Source organism: Burkholderia sp. AU30280 (assembly GCF_020420125.1).
GTDB lineage: Bacteria > Pseudomonadota > Gammaproteobacteria > Burkholderiales > Burkholderiaceae > Burkholderia.
In genome coordinates this window covers 193,928-214,647 of record NZ_JAIZRY010000002.1, presented here as the reverse complement: position 1 = coordinate 214,647, position 20,720 = coordinate 193,928, and the positions used below count along the sequence as shown (strand labels likewise).

Below are 20,720 nucleotides of genomic sequence, written 5' to 3'. Positions count from 1 at the left end.
TGAAACGCCGCGCGGCCAACCCATCTGCCCAGAAGCACCCGACAACTTTTTGAGAAACCCCGATATCCGCATGAACATCATCGAACCCGGCATCCGCAACCTCGCGCTGGCGAAGGACATCCTGCTCACGCCGTACGGCCTCGACGAAAGCCTGCTCACGCGCACGATCGCCGACATCTTCACGCATCGCGTCGACTACGCGGACCTGTACTTCCAGGCGACCCGCAGCGAAGCGTGGAGCCTCGAGGAAGGCATCGTCAAATCGGGCAGCTTCAGCATCGACCAGGGCGTCGGTGTGCGCGCGGTCGCGGGCGACCGCACCGCGTTCGCGTATTCCGACGACCTGTCGCCGGAAGCCATCGCGCAAGCCGCCGCAGCGACCAAGGCAATCGCGGCGGCCGGCGGCGGCCGCCAGAAGATCAAGGCGGCAACGTCGCTGAAGGGCATCTCGGGCCGCGACCTGTACCTGCCGTCCGATCCGCTCGCGTCGCTCGACGCGACGGCCAAGGTCAAGCTGCTCGAGCGCATCGAGCAGATGGCGCGCGGCCGCGACCCGCGCATCACGCAGGTGATGGCAGGCCTCGCCGGCGAATACGACGTCGTGCTGGTCGCGCGCAGCGACGGCGCACTCGCGGCCGACATCCGCCCGCTCGTGCGCGTATCGGTCACGGTGATCGCCGAGCAGAACGGCCGCCGCGAGATCGGCTCCGGCGGCGGCGGCGGCCGCTTCGACTACGGCTACTTCACCGACGAAGTGCTGTCGCGCTACGTCGACGACGCCGTGCATGCGGCGCTCGTGAACCTCGACGCCCGCCCCGCGCCGGCCGGCGCGATGACGGTCGTGCTCGGGCCGGGCTGGCCGGGCGTGCTGCTGCACGAGGCGATCGGCCACGGCCTCGAAGGCGACTTCAACCGCAAGGGCTCGTCGGCATTTGCCGGCCGGATCGGCGAGCGGGTCGCCGCGAAGGGCGTGACCGTCGTCGACGACGGCACGCTGCCGAACCGCCGCGGCTCGCTGAACATCGACGACGAAGGCAACCCGACGCAGTGCACGACGCTGATCGAGGACGGCATCCTGAAGGGCTACATCCAGGACACGCTGAACGCTCGCCTGATGAAGATGCCGGTCACGGGCAACGCGCGCCGCGAGTCGTACGCGGCGCTGCCGATGCCGCGCATGACAAACACGTACATGCTGAACGGCGACAAGGATCCGCAGGAAATCATCGCGTCAGTGAAGAACGGCCTGTACGCGGTGAACTTCGGCGGCGGCCAGGTCGACATCACGAACGGCAAGTTCGTGTTCTCGGCGTCGGAGGCGTACATGATCGAGAACGGCAAGATCACCTACCCGGTGAAGGGCGCGACGCTGATCGGCAGCGGCCCCGAATCGCTGAAGGACGTGAGCATGATCGGCAACGACATGTCGCTCGACTCGGGTGTCGGCGTGTGCGGCAAGGAAGGCCAGAGCGTGCCGGTCGGCGTCGGCCAGCCGACCCTGCGGATCGACCGGATGACGGTCGGCGGCACGGCATAACCGCATCGCGGCGCAGACATTCCGCGCATTTTGAAGAAAGCGCGCGGAATGTCCGCATTTTTGACGTTTCCCGGTTGCCAGCCGCCCGGCGACGGGGTATAAATTCCGAATCAACTTTTTTGACGAACCGAATCTCCGTCATGTCCGCCAAGTTTTATTTTTACTTTTTTTGGTATCTCAGACCGCTGGCGGATCGAGAGGGTTGATGGCGCGTAGAGCGCAACCGAAATTCCCGAAAAAACCGCCGGCGAACCCGGCGGTTTTTTTTCGCCCTTCGCCACCCGGTCGCCGCCGCAGCGGTCCCGCAGCCCCGACCGACACCACTGAATCGCTTGAATTGATGAATCTGCCGCACGCGCACTCGCACTGACCGAACGGCGCCCGGAACCAAGGAGAAACAGCATGCCCCCGCACAACACCGACGACGTCCGCATTCGCGAACTCAAGGAACTGACGCCGCCCGCCCACCTGATCCGCGAATTCGCGTGCTCCGAAGCCGCGTCCGAGCTGATCTACAACTCGCGCCAGTCGATGCACCGCATCCTGCACGGGATGGACGACCGGTTGATCGTCGTGATCGGGCCGTGCTCGATCCATGACACGAAGGCGGCGATCGAGTACGCGGGCCGGCTGGTGAAGGAGCGCGAACGCTTCAAGGGCGAACTGGAAATCGTGATGCGCGTGTACTTCGAGAAGCCGCGCACGACGGTCGGCTGGAAGGGTCTCATCAACGATCCGCACCTCGACAACAGCTTCAAGATCAACGAAGGGCTGCGCACCGCGCGCGAGCTGCTGCTCCAGATCAACGAGATGGGGCTGCCGGCCGCGACCGAATACCTCGACATGATCAGCCCGCAGTACATCGCCGACCTGATCTCGTGGGGGGCGATCGGCGCGCGCACGACGGAATCGCAGGTTCACCGCGAACTCGCGTCGGGGCTGTCGTGCCCGGTCGGTTTCAAGAACGGCACCGACGGCAACGTGAAGATCGCGGTCGACGCGATCAAGGCCGCATCGCAGCCGCACCATTTCCTGTCGGTGACGAAGGGCGGGCATTCGGCGATCGTGTCGACGGCCGGCAACGAGGATTGCCACGTGATCCTGCGCGGCGGCAAGGCGCCGAACTACGACGCCGACAGCGTGAACGCCGCGTGCGCAGACATCGGCAAGGCCGGCCTCGCCGCGCGCCTGATGATCGACGCGAGCCACGCGAACAGCTCGAAAAAGCACGAGAACCAGATCCCGGTGTGCGCGGACATCGGCCGCCAGATCGCGGCGGGCGACGAGCGGATCGTCGGCGTGATGATCGAATCGCATCTCGTCGAGGGGCGCCAGGACCTGAAGGAAGGCTGCGAGCTGACCTACGGCCAGAGCATCACCGATGCGTGCATTGCGTGGGACGACAGCGTGAAAGTGCTCGAAGGGCTCGCGGAATCGGTCAAGGCGCGGCGCGTGGCGCGCGGCAGCGGCAACTGACCCCGCGGCGCCTGTCGGCGCAGGCACAAACGGAACAGCCCGGCTCATGCCGGGCTGTTCCGTTCCTGGGGAATCGGCGTCAACGCATCACTCGAGTGCGCCCGAGCCGAAGATTTCGGTATTCACGCGTTCCGGCGCGACGCCGAGCGCGACGAGCGCATCGCGTTGCGCCTTCATGAACGCGACCGGGCCGCAGATGTAATAGTCGGCATCCGGCACCCGCGCGAACTCCTTCACGCGTTCCGGCGTGAGGCGCCCTTCCAGGTCGTGGTCGATGCCGGCGCGATCGTTCGGACCGACCCGCTCGTACACCACCGTGCGCTTGACGTTCGCATGGTCGCGCGCCGTATCGTTCAGCCAGTCGCGGAACGCGTGCACCGCGCCCGAGCGGCAAGCGTGGACGAAGCGCACTTCGCGCTTGCTGCCCTCGGCGACCAGCGTCGATGCCATCGACATCATCGGCGTAATGCCGACGCCGCCGGAGATCAGCACCACCGGCGTCTCGACGCCGCGCTTCAGCGAGAATTCGCCCATCGGCGCGGTCGCCTCGACGATCGCGCCCTCCTCCACACCGTCATGCATCAGCGTCGACACCTTGCCGGCCGGAATGACTTCCGGCTGGCCGGCTTCACGCTTCACCGAGATGCGCAGCCACTTGCCGTGCGGCGCGTCGGACAGGCTGTACTGGCGCGGCTGGTCGACGCCGAGGTCGCCGACGAAGCGCTTCACCGTGACGTACTGCCCAGGCTCGAACGTCGGCGCCGCGCCGCCGTCGGTCGGCGCCAGGTAGAACGACGTGATCTCGTCGCTCTCGCGCACCTTGCGCTCGACCTTGAACGGACGGAAGCCGCTCCACGCGGCGCCCGCGTACAGGTCGGCCTCGACGCCGATCAGGATCCGCGCGAGCTGGCCGTACGCGACGCGCCACGCGTCGAGCGTGTCGGCATCGACCGCGTCGCCCAGCACTTCCACGATCGACGCCAGCAGGTTCTCTCCGACGATCGGGTAGTGCTCGGGGCGGATGTTCAGGCTCGCGTGCTTGTGCGCGATGTGCGACACCGCACCGCCGAGCGCGCCGAGATTGTCGATGTTCGCCGCATACGCATAAACCGCCTTCGCGAGCGTTTCCGGCTGGCTGCCCGTCTTCTGGTGCGTCTGGTTGAACAGGTTCTTCAGTTCCGGGTGGCGCGCGAACATGCGCTGGTAGAAGTGCTTCGTGATCGTCGCGCCGTGCACGGCGAGGACGGGGGCCGTGGCCTTCACGCGAGCCATCTGGTCGGCGGTGATGTGGGTCATGTTCGTTCTCCGTTAAACATGCACACACAATACATTTTAAAAAATCGATGCTCCCCGGACAAATTGTCGCAGTGCGGCAAAGGGGCAAAACGTCAGCGGACGCGGCCGCGCTCCCACAGCACGTCCGATCCGCCGCCGGTGCGGTTCAGCACGCGCGCCAGCACGAACAGCAGGTCCGACAGCCGGTTCACGTAGCGCCGCGGCGCATCATTGAGCGTCTCGGTGCGCCCGAGCGCGACGATCGAGCGCTCCGCGCGGCGGCACACGGTCCGGCACACGTGCGCGAGCGATGCCGCGCGCGAACCGGCCGGCAGGATGAACTCCTTCAGCGGCGGCAGCGTCGCGTTGTAGTCGGCGAGCCAGCGGTCGAGACGCGCGAGATGCGTGTCGTCGAGCACGGCATGGCCGGGAATGCACAATTCGCCGCCGAGATCGAACAGGTCGTGCTGGATCGTCACGAGCGCCGTGCGGATATCGTCCGGCAGCGCCTCTGCGAGCAGCACGCCGAGGTTCGAGTTCAGTTCGTCGACGTCGCCGATCGCGGCGATCCGCGTGTCGTCCTTGCCGATGCGCCGGCCGTCGCCGAGCCCGGTGGTGCCATCGTCGCCCGTGCGCGTGGCGATCTTGCTCAAGCGGTTGCCCATGCGAATGTCCTCTCGTGCGCGGCCGCGACGCGGCCCGGTTGCGTTCGAACGCGATTATCGCAGCCCGCAGCGGCGGGCGCAGCGGGCGTTACAGCGTAGAATGGGCCGAAACCCTGCAGCACGGGAGCCGGGCCGGCGCCAACACGCTCACCCGGATCGACAAGGAGACGTACGTGAATCACCCTGCCCAGCCGGCCGCCACGCGCCGGCCGCTTCCCCCCGCCATGCTCGATGCGCTGCGCGCCGCCTTCGGCGAGCGCGTGTCGACTGCCGAAGCCGTCCGCGCGCACCACGGCCGCGACGAATCGCCGTTCGACCCGCAACTGCCCGACGCCGTCGTGTTCGCACACAGCGCGGACGACGTGCGCGAAGTCGTGTCGCTGTGCTCGCTGTACAGCGTCCCGCTGATCCCGTACGGCGCCGGCTCGTCGCTCGAAGGCCATCTGCTCGCGGTACGCGGCGGCATATCGCTCGACCTGTCGGAAATGAACCGCGTGCTGTCGATCAACGCCGAAGACCTGACCGTGACGGTCGAGCCGGGCATCACGCGCAAGGCGCTCAACGAAGCCCTGCGCGACACCGGCCTGTTCTTCCCGATCGACCCGGGCGCCGACGCCAGCATCGGCGGGATGACCGCCACGCGCGCATCGGGCACCAACGCCGTGCGCTACGGCACGATGCGCGAGAACGTGCTCGGCCTGACCGCCGTGCTCGCCGACGGCCGCGTGGTGAAAACCGGCTCGCGCGCCCGCAAGTCGTCGGCCGGCTACGACCTCACGCGCCTGTTCGTCGGCTCCGAAGGCACGCTCGGCGTGATCACCGAGATCACGCTGCGCCTGCATCCGCTGCCCGAAGCCGTATCCGCCGCGGTCTGCACGTTCCCGTCGATGGGCGACGCGGTGCGCACCGTGATCGAGACGATCCAGATCGGTGTGCCGATCGCGCGCGTCGAATTCGTCGATGCGCTCGCCGTGCGCTCGATCAACCGCCATTCGAACCTGACGCTCACCGAAGCGCCGACGCTGTTCTTCGAATTCCACGGCACCCAGGCCGGCGTCAAGGAACAGGCCGAGCTCGTGCAGGCGCTCGCCGGCCAGAACGACGGCCAGGGCTTCGAATGGGCAACCCGCCCCGAAGACCGCAGCCGGCTCTGGGCCGCCCGCCACAACGCGTATTTCGCGATGCTGCAGTTGAAACCCGGCTGCCGTGCGGTGACGACCGACGTGTGCGTGCCGATCTCGCAGCTCGCCGCGTGCGTCGAGGAAACCGAAGTCGACCTGCGCGCGTCGTCGCTGCCCTGCCCGATCGTCGGCCACGTCGGGGATGGCAATTTCCACGTCGCGATCCTGATCGACCCCGACAAGCCCGAGGAACTCGCCGAAGCCGAGCACATCAACGACCGGATCGTCGAGCGCGCGCTGCGCCTGGGCGGCACCTGCACGGGCGAGCACGGCGTCGGGCTGCACAAGATGCGCTTCCTGCCCAAGGAGCACGGCGACAACGCGATCGACACGATGCGTGCGATCAAGCTCGCGCTCGATCCGCGCAACCTGATGAATCCGGGCAAGATTTTCACGTGCTGACACGGCGGCGCGACACCATGCCGCCTGCCGCAGGAGACCCCATGAACGCTCCCGTCGAACTGTCGAGCGCGGCACGCGCGCAGCGCCAGCGTGAAGTCGTGCAGGCGCTGATGGCCGTGCTGCCGACGCACTGCCTGCTGTATCGCGACGAAGACACGGCGCCGTACGAATGCGACGGCCTGTCCGCGTACCGCCGCCTGCCGCTCGCGGTCGCGTTGCCCGAAACGGAATCGCAGGTGCAGCGGATCGTGCAGATCTGCCGCCGCATGGAAGTGCCGATCGTGCCGCGCGGCGCGGGCACGAGCCTGTCGGGCGGCGCGTTGCCGATCGCGCTCGGCGTCGTGCTGTCGCTTGCGCGCTTCACGCGCATCGTCGAAGTCGATCCTTATGCGCGCACGGCGACCGTGCAGCCCGGCGTGCGCAACCTCGCGATCTCGGAAGCCGCCGCGCCGTACGGCCTGTACTACGCGCCCGATCCGTCGTCGCAGATCGCGTGCACGATCGGCGGCAACGTCGCGGAGAATTCCGGCGGCGTCCACTGCCTGAAATACGGGCTGACCGTGCACAACGTGATGCGCGTGCGCGCGGTGACGATCGACGGCGAGATCGTCGAGTTCGGCTCGCTCGCGCTCGACATGCCGGGCCTCGACCTGCTCGCCGTGATGATCGGCAGCGAAGGGATGTTCGCGATCGTCACCGAGGTCACGGTGAAGCTGATCCCGAAGCCGCAAACGGCCCAGCTCGTGATGGCGAGCTTCGACGACGTCGTCAAGGGCGGCGAGGCCGTCGCGGCGATCATCGCGTCCGGCATCATCCCGGCCGGGCTCGAGATGATGGACAAGCCGGCCACGCAGGCCGTCGAGGCGTTCACGCACGCGGGCTACGACCTCGACGCGAAGGCGATCCTGCTGTGCGAATCGGACGGCACGCCGGAAGAAGTCGCGGAAGAGATCGTGCGGATGACGGCCGTGCTGCGCGAACACGGCGCGACGCGCATCCAGGTATCGCGCAACGAACAGGAGCGGCTGCGCTACTGGTCGGGCCGCAAGAACGCGTTCCCGGCCGCCGGACGCATTTCTCCCGACTATTACTGCATGGACGGCACCGTGCCGCGCCGCGCGATCGGCCCGTTGCTGGCGCGCATCGAGCAGCTCGAAACGCGCTACGGGCTGCGCTGCATCAACGTGTTCCATGCGGGCGACGGCAACATGCATCCGCTGATCCTGTACAACGCGAACGATCCGGACGAACTGCACCGCGCGGAGCAGTTCGGCGCGGAAATCCTCGAATGCTGCGTGGAATTCGGCGGCAGCGTGACGGGCGAGCACGGCGTCGGCATCGAAAAGCTCAATTCGATGTGCGTCCAGTTCTCGCCGCAGGAGCGCGACGCGTTCTTCGCGGTCAAGCGCGCGTTCGATCCGGCGGGGCTGCTGAACCCGGACAAGGGCATCCCGACCCGCGCACGCTGCGCCGAGTACGGTCGCCAGCACGTGCGCGGCGGCCTGCTGCCGCACCCGGACCTGCCGCGCTTCTGAGCATCGCGCGCGCTACGCGGCCCGTGCCGGCGGACGGCGACGCCCGCGTCGGTCGTTCGCGCGACCGCGCAAGCATGCGGCCGGCAATACGGGGCTTAGGGATAGTCGCGATGTGGAATCGCGCCACCCCGGTACAATCGACCGAACAACAAGTCGAGGCAGCGACAGAACATGGAAGAGGACGACATCGTCGCCGGATGGGCCGAGCGCATCCGCGCCGCCAGTGCCGACGGCCGGCCGCTGCGGATTCGCGGCGGCGGCACCAAGGACTGGTACGGCCAGGCGCTCGAGGGCGAAATACTCGACACGCGCGCGTTTCAGGGCGTCGTGTCGTACGACCCGGCCGAACTCGTCGTCACGGTCCGCGCGGGCACGCCGCTCGCGCAGCTTGAAACCGTCCTCGCCGAGTGCGGCCAGATGCTGCCGTTCGAGCCGCCGCACTTCGGCCGTGCGGCCACCATCGGCGGCTGCATCGCGGCGGGCCTGGCCGGCCCGCGCCGCGCCACCTGCGGCGCGCCGCGCGATTTCGTGCTCGGCGTCACGCTGATGAACGGCCGCGGCGAAATGCTGCGTTTCGGCGGGCAGGTCGTGAAGAACGTCGCGGGATACGACGTGTCGCGGCTGATGGCCGGCGCGCTCGGCACGCTCGGGCTGATGCTCGACCTGTCGATCAAGGTGCTGCCGATGCCCGTCGCCGAAGTCACGCTGAAGTTCGAGATGACCGCGACCGACGCGGTGCGCAAGCTCAACGAATGGGGCGGCCATCCGCTGCCCGTCAGCGCGAGCGGGTGGCGCAACGGCACGCTCGTGCTGCGCCTGTCGGGCGCCGAAGCAGCCGTGAAATCCGCGAAGACGCTGCTCGGCGGCGAAGTCGTCGACGCGGTGGAGGCCGAGCGCTTCTGGGCCGGCCTGCGCGAGCATACCGACCCGTTCTTCAACGGCATCCCGCCCGGCTATGCGCTGTGGCGCCTCGCGCTGCCGTCGATCACCGAACCGATGCACCTGCCCGGCACCCAGCTGATGGAATGGGGCGGCGCGCAGCGCTGGTGGATCACCGACGCCGACGCACAGACCGTACGGATGAGCGCGAAGCAGGCCGGCGGCCACGCGACGCTGTTCCGCGCGGGCGACGCGTACGATCGCAGCGCGGGCGTGTTCACGCCGCTCCCCGCCCCGATGATGAAAATCCACCGCGGGCTGAAGGCCGCGTTCGATCCCGCGCGCATCTTCAACCGCGGCCGGCTCTACCCCGACCTCTGACGATGCAAACGAACCTCGCCGATTTCATCCGCAACACGCCCGACGGCGACGAGGCCGACGCGATCCTGCGCAAGTGCGTGCATTGCGGGTTCTGTACCGCGACCTGCCCGACCTACCAGTTGCTCGGCGACGAACTCGACGGCCCGCGCGGCCGTATCTACCTGATCAAGCAGATGGTCGAAGGCGCGCCCGTCACGCGCAGCACGCAGCAGCACCTCGACCGCTGCCTCACGTGCCGCAGCTGCGAGACGACCTGCCCGTCAGGCGTCCAGTACGGCCGGCTCGTCGAGATCGGCCGCAAGCACGTCGAGGCGCAGGTGAAACGCCCGGTGCAGCAGCGTCTCGTGCGTCGCATGCTCGCGAGCGTCGTCCCGAACGCCGCGCTGTTCTCGCCGGTGATGCGGCTCGGCCAGCACGTGCGTCCGCTGCTGCCGAAGCGGCTGCGCGACAAGGTGCCGCCGCGCACGCGGCTGCTCGAATGGCCGCACCGCACGCATCCGCGCAAGATGCTGATGCTCGGCGGCTGCGTGCAGCCGTCGATGCTGCCGAACATCAACATCGCGACCGCACGCGTGCTCGACGCGCTCGGCATCGAGACGGTCGTCGCTCCCGATGCCGGCTGCTGCGGCGCGATCCGCCTGCACCTGAACTATCACGACGAAGCGCTCGACGACGCGCGCCGCAACATCGACGCGTGGTGGCCCCATGTCGAACAGGGCGTCGAGGCCATCGTGATGAACGCGTCGGGCTGCGGCGCGACGGTGCTCGAATATGCGCACCTGCTGCGCGACGACCCGGCCTACGCGGAGAAGGCGCAGCGCATCGTGTCGCTCACGCGCGACATCTCCGACGTGCTGCTCGCGTTCGAGGCCGAGCTCGCGACGCTCGCGCGGCGCCGCGCGATCCATACGGTCGCGTATCACCCACCGTGCACGCTGCAGCACGGCCAGCAGTCGCGCGGCAAGGTCGAACGCCTGCTCGAGACGCTCGGCATCGACGTGCGGCTGCCGGCCGACAGCCATCTGTGCTGCGGGTCGGCCGGCACCTATTCGCTGACGCAGCCGTCGCTGTCGTACCGGTTGCGCAAGCAGAAGCTGCTGAAGCTGCAGGCGCTCGAACCGCAGATGATCGTCTCCGGCAACATCGGCTGCATCGCGCACCTGCAGAGCGGCACGCAGATTCCGGTCGCCCACTGGATCCAGCTCGTCGAGCATCTGCTGTACGGATAGGGACTGCTCGTGCGAATGGCGGGAGGACGCTGGGCCTCGCGCGCGGCGTCCGTATAATGGGCGGATCGATGCGTCGCGTGCCGCGGCGCATCCGCTACATGCCAGCTTCCGTGCCTGCTTCCGTGCCCGTCATGTCCGATCTCGCCGCCCGTCTCGAATCCGTCCATCGCCGCATCGCCGACGCCGCCCGCGCGGCCGGCCGCGATCCCGCCACCGTGTCGCTGCTCGCCGTGTCCAAGACGTTTCCCGCCGATGACGTGCGCGCCGCGTACGCGGCCGGACAGCGCGCATTCGGCGAGAACTACGTGCAGGAATCGATCGACAAGATCGACGCGCTCGCCGATCTACGCGCGAACCTCGAATGGCATTTCATCGGGCCGCTGCAATCGAACAAGACGCGCCCGGTTGCCGAGCGCTTCGACTGGGTCCATTCGGTCGACCGGCTGAAGATCGCGCAGCGCCTGTCGGAACAGCGCCCCGCGCACCTGCCGCCGCTCAACGTGTGCGTGCAGGTGAACATCAGCGGCGAGGCGTCGAAGAGCGGCGTCGCGCCGGCCGACGTGGCCGAAGTCGCGCGCGCGGTCGCCGCACTGCCGTCGCTGCGGCTGCGCGGCCTGATGGCGATTCCCGAGCCGGCCGGCGATATTGACGCGCAACGCGTGCCGCATCGTGCGCTGCGTGCGCTGTTCGACATGTTGCGTGCCGACGGCTTGCCGCTCGACACGCTGTCGATGGGCATGTCCGCCGATCTCGACGCGGCCGTGCTCGAAGGCGCGACGATCGTGCGCGTCGGTACCGCGATCTTCGGCGCGCGCGATTACGCGCACTGAATGCCGCGCCCTTTCCGCCCTACCGTTCACTCACTCGTTCAATCGGACATCATGAAAATCGCATTCATCGGCGGCGGCAACATGGCCGCGGCCCTGATCGGCGGCCTGATCAAGCGCGGCGTTGCCGCTGACGGCCTGTATGCCATCGACGTCAACGAAGAGGTGCGCGCGCGCGCCGCCCGGCAGTTCGGCGTGCGCACCGGCGCGGCCGTCGACGCGACGCTCGCCGACTACGACGCGGTCGTGCTCGCGGTGAAGCCGCAGGTGCTGAAGGAAGTCGCGCAGGCGCTCGCGCCGCATCTGACGTCGCAGCTCGTGATCAGTATCGCGGCCGGCATCCGCGGCAGCGATCTCGCACGCTGGCTCGGCGACTACGCACGCGTGGTGCGCACGATGCCGAACACGCCCGCGCTCGTCGGCATGGGCGTGACGGGCCTCGCCGCGCTGCCGGGCGTCGACGCGGCAGGCCGCGAACTCGCATCGAACGTGCTCGGCGCGGTCGGCGAGATCGTGTGGTTCGACGACGAGTCGAAGCTCGACGCCGTCACGGCCATTTCGGGCAGCGGTCCCGCGTACGTGTTCTATTTCATCGAAGCGCTGCAGGAAGCCGCGCGTCAACTCGGCATGAACGACGAACAGGGCCGCGCACTCGCGGTCGCGACGTTCACGGGCGCCGCGCAACTCGCCGCGCAATCGGGCGAGCCGGCAAGCGTCCTGCGCGAGCGCGTGACGTCGAAGGGCGGCACGACGGCCGCCGCGCTCGCGTCGTTCGACGCGCAAGGCGTGAAGGATGCGATCGTGCGCGGCGCGCTTGCAGCCGAAGCGCGTGCGAAGGAAATGGGCGACGAGCTCGGTCGCGCGTAAGCGCGCCGGCGGTGCCTGCTGCTCGGGTACCGGACGAAAAAAAGCGGCCAACTGGCCGCTTTTTTGTTGGCTAGGCACGCCGACACACGCCTTCGTTCAGTTGCCCGCCAGCAGGTAATGCACGGCGATCCCGGCGAACAGCACGCCGCCGAGCCAGTTGTTGTGGCGGAACGCCGCGAAGCACGGCATCCGCTCGCGGCCCTTGATCAGCGTGTAGTGATACAGCGCGCAGCCGACCGCCGCCGCCCAGCCGGCCCAGTACGCGAGGCCGAAGCCGAGCGTCACGCCGATCCACACGTAGATGCCGAGCGTCACCGCGTAGCACAGCATGACGGCCGCGACGTCGAAGCGGCCGAACGTCAGCGCGGACGTGCGGATCCCGATCTTGATGTCGTCGTCGCGATCGACCATCGCATATTCGGTGTCGTACGCGACCGACCAGAATATGTTCGCGACCAGCATCACCCACGCGATCGCCGGCACCGTGTCCTGCACGGCCGCGAACGCCATCGGGATGCCGAAGCCGAACGCGATGCCGAGATACGCCTGCGGAATCGCGAAGAAGCGCTTCATGAACGGATACGAGCCCGCAACGAACAGCGCGACGACGGACAGCTGCTTCGTCAGCGTGTTGAGCGGCAGGATCAGCAGGAACGAGACGAAAGCCAGCCCGACGGCGATCGCAATCGCTTCCCACGCGCGGATCTTGCCGGAAGTCAGCGGCCGGTCGGCCGTGCGCTTCACATGACGGTCGAAATCGCGGTCGGCATAGTCGTTCATCGCGCAGCCGGCCGAGCGCATCAGCAGCGTGCCGAGCGAGAAGATCACGAGCAGCGGCCAGCGCGGATGGCCGTCGGACGCGATCCACAGTGCGTTGAGCGTCGGCCACAGCAGCAGCAGGCTGCCGATCGGCTTGTCCATCCGGACGAGCCGCAGATACAGGGGAAAGCGGGCAAGCATGGCGAAGCACCGGGAAGATAACCCCGGCATTTTAGAGCCGAGCGGTGCTTCGCGTCATGTCGGCGCGGCCCGCGGGCGGAAGCGGCCGGACGTCAGCGCTCTGCCGGCGCCCGCCGCACCTGGCCGAGCTACACCGTGCATCAATCAAGGGACAGAGCCAGCGCACGCGCGGATCCGTTCGTAGCACGGGCCCGGGCTCGGCCCGATGCGGATGGATCAATCAGGGCCGGAGCCGGTATGCGCGGGCTTCAGCCGGCCCGCCGCGCGTCGTACGCCTATGCGAGCAGCGACCGCAGCATCCACGCGGTTTTCTCATGAACTTGCAGGCGCTGCGTCAGCAGGTCGGCGGTCGGCTCGTCGCTGGCCGCATCGGCAAGCGGGAAGATCGCGCGCGCGGTGCGCACGACGGCCTCGTGCCCTTCGACGAGCTGGCGGATCATCTCTTCGGCCGGCACACCGTTCGCTTCCGGCACCGACGACAGTTTCGCGAAGTCGCCGAAGGTGCCTGGCGCGGCGACGCCGAGCGTACGAATGCGTTCGGCGACCGAATCGACCGCGAGCCACGGCGCGTTGTACCGCGCCTCGAACATCAGGTGCAGCGTGTTGAACATCGGACCCGTGACGTTCCAGTGGAAGTTGCGGGTCTTCAGGTACAGCGCGAACGTATCGGCGAGCAGGCGCGACAGCCCTTCCGCGATCTTCTTGCGGTCCTTGTCGCTGATGCCGATGTTGATCCGGACAGCGTGAGTCTTCCTGACCATGCTCCGGACTCCTTATTCAATGAACCAGAGCAATGAAAGCGAATCGGGCTACCTGCCTGTCGACACCGCACCACCCGCGCGCACGGCTCACCGCTGCGCGTGGCGCGTGAAACGCCGCGCTCAGGCGGCCGCGATCGCGTGCAGCGCCTGCGACACCAGTTCGGCCGCACCGCCGATGACGATCGCGGATCCGACTACGTACCGCGCGATCTCGGCCGGCGACGCCAGTACGGCGCGCATGTTCAGCTTCATTTGCGACATGATCGTCACTCCTTCAACGAAACCCAGGGTCTGGAAGAAACGGCCGGTCAAGCGACCGGCCGTTTCCCGTTACTGCATCACCGCACGACTGCGCGGCGACGCTTACGCGAGATCGAAGCGATCGAGGTTCATCACCTTGTTCCAGGCCGCGACGAAATCGCGCGCGAACTTCTCCTTCGCATCCGCGCTGCCGTACACCTCGGCCAGCGCGCGCAGTTGCGCGTGCGAGCCGAAGATCAGGTCGACGCGCGTGCCCGTCCACTTGACCTGGCCCGTCGCACGATCGCGCCCTTCGAACACGTCGTTCGCGTCGGACACCGGCTTCCACTCGGTGCCCATGTCGAGCAGGTTCACGAAGAAGTCGTTCGTCAGCGTTTCCGGACGGTCGGTGAACACGCCGTGCTTCGCACCGCCGACGTTCGCGCCGAGCACCCGCAGGCCGCCCACGAGCACCGTCATCTCCGGCGCGCTCAGCGTCAGCAGTTGGGCCTTGTCGACCAGCAGCGCTTCGGCCGGCGTCTTGTACGCGCTCTTCAGGTAGTTGCGGAAACCGTCCGCCACCGGTTCGAGCACGGCCATCGCGTCGACGTCGGTCTGCTCCTGCGATGCATCCATCCGGCCCGGTGCAAACGGCACCGTCACCGCCACGCCCGCCTGCTTCGCGGCCTGCTCGACGCCGGCCGCACCGGCCAGCACGATCAGATCAGCCAGCGACACCTGCTTGCCGCCCGTCTGCGCGTCGTTGAACGCCTTGCGGATGCCTTCGAGCGTGTCGAGCACCTTCGCAAGCTGCGCGGGCTGGTTCACTTCCCAGTCCTTCTGCGGCGCGAGGCGGATGCGCGCACCGTTCGCGCCGCCGCGCTTGTCCGAGCCGCGGAACGTCGCCGCCGACGCCCATGCGGTCGACACCAGTTGCGACACCGTGAGGCCCGACGCGATCACCTTCGCCTTCAGCGCGGCGACATCCGCGTCGTCGATCAGCTTGTGGTCGACGGCCGGGATCGGGTCCTGCCACAGCAGTTCCTCGGCCGGCACTTCCGGGCCGAGATAGCGGGCGCGCGGGCCCATGTCGCGGTGCGTGAGCTTGAACCAGGCGCGTGCGAACGCGTCGGCGAGCTGGTCCGGGTTCTCGTAGAAGCGGCGCGAGATCTTTTCGTAGGCCGGGTCGAAACGCAGCGACAGGTCGGTCGTCAGCATCGTCGGACGGTGCTTCTTCGATGGGTCGAACGCGTCCGGAATCACTTCGCCGGCATTCTTCGCGACCCACTGGTGCGCGCCGGCCGGGCTCTTCGTGAGCTCCCACTCGTAGTCGAACAGGTGCTTGAAGAAGTCGTGGTTCCACTGCGTCGGCGTCGTCGTCCACGTGACTTCGAGGCCGCTGGTGATCGCGTCCTTGCCCTTGCCCGTGCCGAACGTGCTCTTCCAGCCGAGACCCTGCTGCTCGAGGCCCGCGGCTTCCGGCTCGGCGCCGACGTGCGAGGCGGGGCCCGCGCCGTGCGTCTTGCCGAACGTGTGGCCGCCCGCGATCAGCGCGACCGTCTCTTCGTCATTCATCGCCATCCGCGCGAACGTCTCGCGGATGTCGTGCGCGGCGGCGACCGGGTCGGGGTTGCCGTCCGGGCCTTCCGGGTTCACGTAGATGAGGCCCATCTGCACGGCCGCAAGCGGGCTTTCGAGCTCGCGCTTGCCCGAGTAGCGGCTGTTCGGGCCGCCGCTCAGTTCCAGCCAGATCTTTTCCGAGCCCCAGTACACGTCGTCCGGCTCCCACGTGTCGACGCGGCCGCCGGCGAAGCCGAAGGTCTTGAAGCCCATCGATTCGAGTGCGACGTTGCCGGTCAGGATCAGCAGGTCGGCCCACGAGATGTTGCGGCCGTACTTCTGCTTGATCGGCCACAGCAGCCGGCGCGCCTTGTCGAGGCTCACGTTGTCCGGCCAGCTGTTGAGCGGCGCGAAGCGCTGCTGCCCGCCGCCCGCGCCGCCGCGGCCGTCGGCCGTGCGATACGTGCCGGCGCTATGCCAGGCCATGCGGATGAACAGGCCGCCGTAGTGGCCGAAGTCGGCCGGCCACCAGTCCTGCGACGTCGTCATCAGCGCGTGCAGGTCCTGCTTCACCGCCGCAAGGTCCAGCTGCTTGAACGCCTCGGCGTAGTCGAAATCCTTGTCCATCGGATCGGACAGCGCGGAGTGCCGATGCAGGATGTTCAGGTTCAGCTGATTCGGCCACCAGTCCTTGTTCGTCGTGCCGCCACCAGCGGTGTGGTTGAACGGGCACTTCGTTTCGTTCGACATGCGATTTCTCCTTGGCTTGCTCGTATGACTCCACCGGTTTGCTCCGGCGGCATGCCGGACGCGGTTGATGAAGTGTCATTGCGGGGATGGGAAACGGAACAGGTTGGTCCTCCTGTCGTACTACGGGATGTCGTGCGCGGCCCGTGGCGCGCGCTCCTGCCGCGATGGGTCGCAGGCGGGACGCTCGGGGAACCGGCTGCCGGCAGGCGTCGTGCCGGCGCTGCGGGCGGTATTCCATCTTTCGGACATGCGATGCTCCCTCATGGCTTGACGGCGGTGAATCGGGGGAACACTGAACCGGCGCGTGGCGGCGGTCAGCCACCATACACACGGTCCGCCAGGTACGCGAACGCAATCGGACGCAGGCTGCGAACCGCCGCCCTGGCGCGATGTACGACCGCGTCGCGCGACGGGATGTTCCGCTGCGCGTGCTGCAATACCGACCGCATCATGACATCCTCCTTTGACGCTTGCATTCACCGTGCGGATCAGTCGTCGACATCACGCCGATCCATGTAAATCATTCTATTAATACCTATCAATTAAGTGAATTTAATAAATTTTATCTATGCGATAGGGAAAAATAAACGAGGCCGCTAGACCTCGTTCATCGTGCTGCCGCATGCGCATGCGCAGCGTGCTCAGTTCATCGTCGCCGGCATGTCGAGCTTCGCGACGCCCGGCAGCTCGCACGCGGAAATCGCGTCGCTGATCGCGTCGATCGCGGGCATCCGCGTGAAGCTCTTGCGCCACACGAGCACCACGCGGCGGTCGGGCACCGGCTCGTTGAACGGCACATACGACAGCAGTTCGGCGTCGGGGCCGTTCGCGCGCGGGCCGACCTCGGCGACCGACATGCGCGGCAGCACGGTGATGCCGACGCCGCTTGCGACCATGTGGCGGATCGTCTCGAGCGACGAGCCCTCGAAGGTTTTCTGGATGCCGTCGGCCGTTTGCGAGAAGCGCATCAGCTCCGGGCACACGCCGAGCACGTGATCGCGGAAGCAGTGGCCGTTGCCGAGCAGCAGCATGGTTTCCTGCTTCAAGTCCTCGGCGTCGATTTCCTCGCGCTTTTCCCATGGATGGCCGGCGGGCAGCGCGACGACGAACGGCTCGTCGTACAGCGGACGCACCATCAGACCGGTTTCCGGAAACGGCAGCGCCATGATCGCGGCGTCGATCTCGCCCTGCTTCAGCAGTTCGAGCAGCTTGAGCGTGTAGTTTTCCTGCAGCATCAGCGGCATCTGCGGGACACGCTGGATCATCTGCTTGACGAGCGTCGGCAGCAGGTAGGGCCCGATCGTGTAGATCACGCCAAGGCGGAACGGGCCGACCAGCGGATCCTTGCCCTGCTTCGCAATCTCCTTGATCGCGAAGGTCTGCTCGAGCACCCGCTGCGCCTGCGTGACGATCTGGTCACCGATCGGCGTCACGCTCACTTCGCTCGCGCCGCGTTCGAAAATCTGCACGTTGAGCTCGTCTTCGAGCTTCTTGATCGCCACCGATAGCGTCGGCTGGCTCACGAAGCATGCTTCGGCCGCACGGCCGAAATGCCGTTCGCGCGCGACCGCGACGATGTATTTCAATTCAGTCAGCGTCATTGTGGGTCAATCAGGGATATACAGGCGATAGGTTTAATTTATACACCCTGTGACGCCGGTTCGCCAAGTTTCTCGGCATCGAAATGCTTCAAACGGCGGTTTTAAATCCGACCTCGCCCCGGGGATCAGGCCTTCAGATACTGCTCCCGTGCGCCGAGCCAGCGCGCGAGATGCTGCGTGACGATCTCGGGATACGCGGCAATCAGCCGCGTCGCGGCTTCGCGGGCCGGTTCGATCAGCCAGCCGTCGGTCTCGAGGTTCGCAAAGCGCAGCATCGCCGCGCCCGACTGGCGTGCGCCGAGGAATTCGCCGGGGCCGCGGATCTCGAGGTCGCGCCGGGCGATCTCGAAGCCGTCGGTCGTCTCGCGCATCGTCTTCAGCCGCTCGCGGCCGGTCGGCGACAGCGGCCCCGTGTATAGCAGCACGCACACCGACGCCGCGGTGCCGCGCCCCACCCGGCCGCGCAACTGGTGCAGCTGCGCGAGGCCGAAGCGCTCCGCGTGCTCGATCACCATCAGCGACGCGTTCGGCACGTCGACGCCGACCTCGATCACGGTCGTCGCGACCAGCAGCTGCACGTCGTTGCGCGTGAACGCTTCCATCACGGCCGCCTTGTCGGCCGGCGACAGCCGGCCGTGCACGAGCCCGACCTTCAGCTCCGGGAGCGCGGCGGCCAGCGTCTCGTAGGTCTCGACGGCCGTCTGCAGCTGCAGCGTCTCGCTCTCCTCGATCAACGGGCACACCCAGTACACCTGGCGCCCCGTCAGCGCGGCCTCGCGCACGCGGGCAATCACTTCCTCGCGCCGTGCATCGCCGACGAGGCGCGTCAGCACGGGCGTGCGGCCCGGCGGCAGCTCGTCGATCGTCGAGACCTCGAGATCCGCGTAGTACGTCATCGCGAGCGTGCGCGGAATCGGCGTGGCCGACATCATCAGCTGGTGCGGCTGGAAGTCGCGCGCGCCGTTGGCCGCGTTCGCGGCCTTGGCACGCAGCGCGAGCCGCTGCTCGACGCCGAAACGGTGCTGTTCGTCGACGATCACGAGGCCGAGCCGGGCGAATTCGACCGTGTCCTGGATGATCGCGTGCGTGCCGATCACGAGCTGCGCGGTGCCGAGCGCGGCCGCCTCGATCGCCGCGCGCTTTTCCTTCGCCTTCAGGCTGCCCGCGAGCCACGCCACCGTGACGCCGAGCGGCTCGAGCCACGCACGCAGCTTGCGCGCGTGCTGTTCCGCGAGGATTTCGGTGGGCGCCATCAGCGCGGCCTGGTAGCCGGCGTCGATCGCCTGCGTGGCGGCCAGTGCCGCGACGACGGTCTTGCCGCTGCCGACGTCGCCCTGCAGCAGGCGCTGCATCGGGTGCGCAAGCGTGAGATCGTGCGCGATCTCGTCGACGACGCGCGCCTGCGCGCCCGTCAGCGTGAACGGCAGCGCCGCGTAGAGCCGGGTGGTGAGCGCATCGGCATCGCTCGCGGCGCGGCGCGGCATCGCGGGCGCCGCGCGCGTGCGGCGCTCCTCGTGAGCGCGCTTGAGCGACAGCTGCTGCGCGAGCAGTTCCTCGAACTTGATGCGCGTCCACGCCGGATGCGAGCCATCCATCAGCGCGGCTTCGTCGGAATCGACACGCGGGTGGTGCAGGATCCGCACCGCCTGCTCGAGCGTCGGCACGTCGAGCGGCTTCAGGTAGTCGCGCTGGATCTCGGGCGGCAGCAGCTCGGGCAGCGGCGTACGCTCGACCGCGTTCTCGATCGCCTTGCGCAGATAGGCCTGCGACACGCCGGCCGTGCTCGGATAGACGGGCGTGAGCACCTGCGGCAGCGGCGCATCCGCTTCGACGACGCGCACCGCCGGATGCACCATCTCCATCCCGAAGAAACCGCCGCGCACGTCGCCGCGCACGCGCAGGCGCTGGCCGACAGCCATCTGCTTGACCTGCGAGCCGTAGAAATTCAGGAAGCGCAGCACGAGGTGCTCGCCGTCGTCGTCCTGGATCTTCACGACCAGCTGGCGGCGCGGCCGGTATGCGACCTCGTTGTCGAACACGACGCCCTCCGTTTGCGCGATCCCGCCCGGCAGCAGCTCGCCGATCGGCGTGAGCGTGGTTTCGTCCTCATAGCGCATCGGCAGATGCAGCACCAGATCGATCGAGCGCGTGAGGCCGAGCTTCGCGAGCTTGTCGACCGTCTTCACGGGTTTGTCGGCGGCCGGCTTCTTCTTGCGCTTCGCGCCCGCTGCGTCGCTTGCAGCAGCGCTATCGGCATCGGGCGCGGCGGCGGCCGGCTGCGCGAGCCTGCCGTCGGCGCCGCGCTTCGGGCCGGCACGGCGCGGCGCAGAGCGCTCCGCCGCGTCTGGCGCGGGCGGCGCGACATCCTCCGCGTCGAACGGATCGGCGGAATCGGCAACGGCAGCGGGGGAACGGCGTGGTGACACTGGCATCGGATCGTCTGGGTGCTTCGCAAGGCAAGTACAATAGCGGCTTTCACGTCGTCCGAACGAACGACGCCGGCCAGGCCGCGCATCCCGCCATCATAGCGGCTCGCGCGCCCCATTTACGCGTTTCCGCCCTGCCGGCGACGCCCGCCGGCCGCTTCGAACCAG

Annotated in this window: 17 protein-coding genes; 8 read left to right on the top strand and 9 right to left on the bottom strand. The window is 67.8% G+C overall.

Annotation, left to right across the window (positions count from 1 at the left end; genetic code table 11):
• Nucleotides 1-70 precede the first annotated feature (70 nt).
• Nucleotides 71-1,537, top strand: a complete 1,467-nt coding sequence (tldD, locus tag LGN17_RS05095; protein ID WP_059236024.1) for a metalloprotease TldD — start codon at nt 71-73, stop codon at nt 1,535-1,537.
• A gap of 110 nt (nt 1,538-1,647) precedes the next feature.
• Here tldD and LGN17_RS05090 read toward each other — a convergent pair whose 3' ends face one another.
• A complete protein-coding gene (locus LGN17_RS05090; protein ID WP_226195402.1) occupies nt 1,648-1,941 on the bottom strand; it encodes a hypothetical protein in 294 nt (97 codons plus the stop codon).
• Here LGN17_RS05090 and aroG point away from each other — a divergent pair.
• The gene (gene aroG / locus LGN17_RS05085; RefSeq protein WP_226195401.1) at nt 1,940-3,013 is read left to right on the top strand and encodes a 3-deoxy-7-phosphoheptulonate synthase AroG; all 1,074 of its coding nucleotides are present in this window, start codon (nt 1,940-1,942) and stop codon (nt 3,011-3,013) included. The two genes, LGN17_RS05090 and aroG, sit on opposite strands and share 2 nt — an antisense overlap.
• Nucleotides 3,014-3,100: 87 nt before the next feature.
• Here the strand turns inward: aroG and hmpA are convergent, their stop codons facing one another.
• Entirely contained in the window at nt 3,101-4,309 is a 1,209-nt protein-coding gene (gene hmpA, locus LGN17_RS05080; protein WP_226195400.1) for an NO-inducible flavohemoprotein, read from the bottom strand.
• A 92-nt stretch (nt 4,310-4,401) separates the two neighbouring features.
• Complete coding sequence (locus LGN17_RS05075) at nt 4,402-4,953, bottom strand: cob(I)yrinic acid a,c-diamide adenosyltransferase (protein ID WP_175958212.1); 552 nt, start codon at nt 4,951-4,953, stop codon at nt 4,402-4,404.
• Between the two features lie 173 nt (nt 4,954-5,126).
• Between LGN17_RS05075 and LGN17_RS05070 the strand changes: the two genes are divergently transcribed.
• The 6 genes from LGN17_RS05070 (at nt 5,127) to proC (ending at nt 12,254) form a co-directional block, all read left to right on the top strand.
• Nucleotides 5,127-6,536 carry an FAD-binding oxidoreductase gene (locus tag LGN17_RS05070; RefSeq protein ID WP_226195399.1) on the top strand — a complete coding sequence of 470 codons (1,410 nt, stop codon included), beginning with the start codon at nt 5,127-5,129 and terminating at the stop codon, nt 6,534-6,536.
• A gap of 41 nt (nt 6,537-6,577) precedes the next feature.
• A complete protein-coding gene (locus LGN17_RS05065; protein ID WP_175958210.1) occupies nt 6,578-8,071 on the top strand; it encodes an FAD-linked oxidase C-terminal domain-containing protein in 1,494 nt (497 codons plus the stop codon).
• Between the two features lie 171 nt (nt 8,072-8,242).
• Nucleotides 8,243-9,331: a glycolate oxidase subunit GlcE gene (gene glcE / locus LGN17_RS05060; RefSeq protein WP_226195398.1), complete on the top strand. Its 1,089-nt coding sequence runs from the start codon at nt 8,243-8,245 to the stop codon at nt 9,329-9,331.
• Between the two features lie 2 nt (nt 9,332-9,333).
• Nucleotides 9,334-10,560: a glycolate oxidase subunit GlcF gene (gene glcF / locus LGN17_RS05055; protein WP_175958209.1), complete on the top strand. Its 1,227-nt coding sequence runs from the start codon at nt 9,334-9,336 to the stop codon at nt 10,558-10,560.
• 131 nt (nt 10,561-10,691) lie between these two features.
• Nucleotides 10,692-11,390, top strand: a complete 699-nt coding sequence (locus LGN17_RS05050) for a YggS family pyridoxal phosphate-dependent enzyme (RefSeq protein WP_226195397.1) — start codon at nt 10,692-10,694, stop codon at nt 11,388-11,390.
• A 51-nt stretch (nt 11,391-11,441) separates the two neighbouring features.
• A complete protein-coding gene (gene proC, locus LGN17_RS05045) occupies nt 11,442-12,254 on the top strand; it encodes a pyrroline-5-carboxylate reductase (RefSeq protein WP_226195396.1) in 813 nt (270 codons plus the stop codon).
• 96 nt (nt 12,255-12,350) lie between these two features.
• Here proC and ubiA read toward each other — a convergent pair whose 3' ends face one another.
• From ubiA to recG, 6 genes are all read right to left on the bottom strand, one after another.
• The gene (gene ubiA / locus LGN17_RS05040) at nt 12,351-13,214 is read right to left on the bottom strand and encodes a 4-hydroxybenzoate octaprenyltransferase (protein WP_226195395.1); all 864 of its coding nucleotides are present in this window, start codon (nt 13,212-13,214) and stop codon (nt 12,351-12,353) included.
• Between the two features lie 275 nt (nt 13,215-13,489).
• Nucleotides 13,490-13,975 (bottom strand): Dps family protein, encoded by a 486-nt coding sequence (locus LGN17_RS05035; RefSeq protein WP_226195394.1) that lies wholly within the window; start codon nt 13,973-13,975, stop codon nt 13,490-13,492.
• A gap of 120 nt (nt 13,976-14,095) precedes the next feature.
• Nucleotides 14,096-14,287, bottom strand: a complete 192-nt coding sequence (locus LGN17_RS05030; RefSeq protein WP_175958204.1) for a hypothetical protein — start codon at nt 14,285-14,287, stop codon at nt 14,096-14,098.
• A 51-nt stretch (nt 14,288-14,338) separates the two neighbouring features.
• The gene (gene katG, locus LGN17_RS05025) at nt 14,339-16,525 is read right to left on the bottom strand and encodes a catalase/peroxidase HPI (protein WP_226195393.1); all 2,187 of its coding nucleotides are present in this window, start codon (nt 16,523-16,525) and stop codon (nt 14,339-14,341) included.
• A gap of 641 nt (nt 16,526-17,166) precedes the next feature.
• Nucleotides 17,167-18,126 (bottom strand): hydrogen peroxide-inducible genes activator, encoded by a 960-nt coding sequence (locus LGN17_RS05020; protein WP_043189592.1) that lies wholly within the window; start codon nt 18,124-18,126, stop codon nt 17,167-17,169.
• Between the two features lie 125 nt (nt 18,127-18,251).
• Nucleotides 18,252-20,558, bottom strand: coding sequence for an ATP-dependent DNA helicase RecG (gene recG / locus LGN17_RS05015; protein ID WP_226195392.1), 2,307 nt, complete (start codon nt 20,556-20,558; stop codon nt 18,252-18,254).
• Nucleotides 20,559-20,720: the final 162 nt, after the last annotated feature.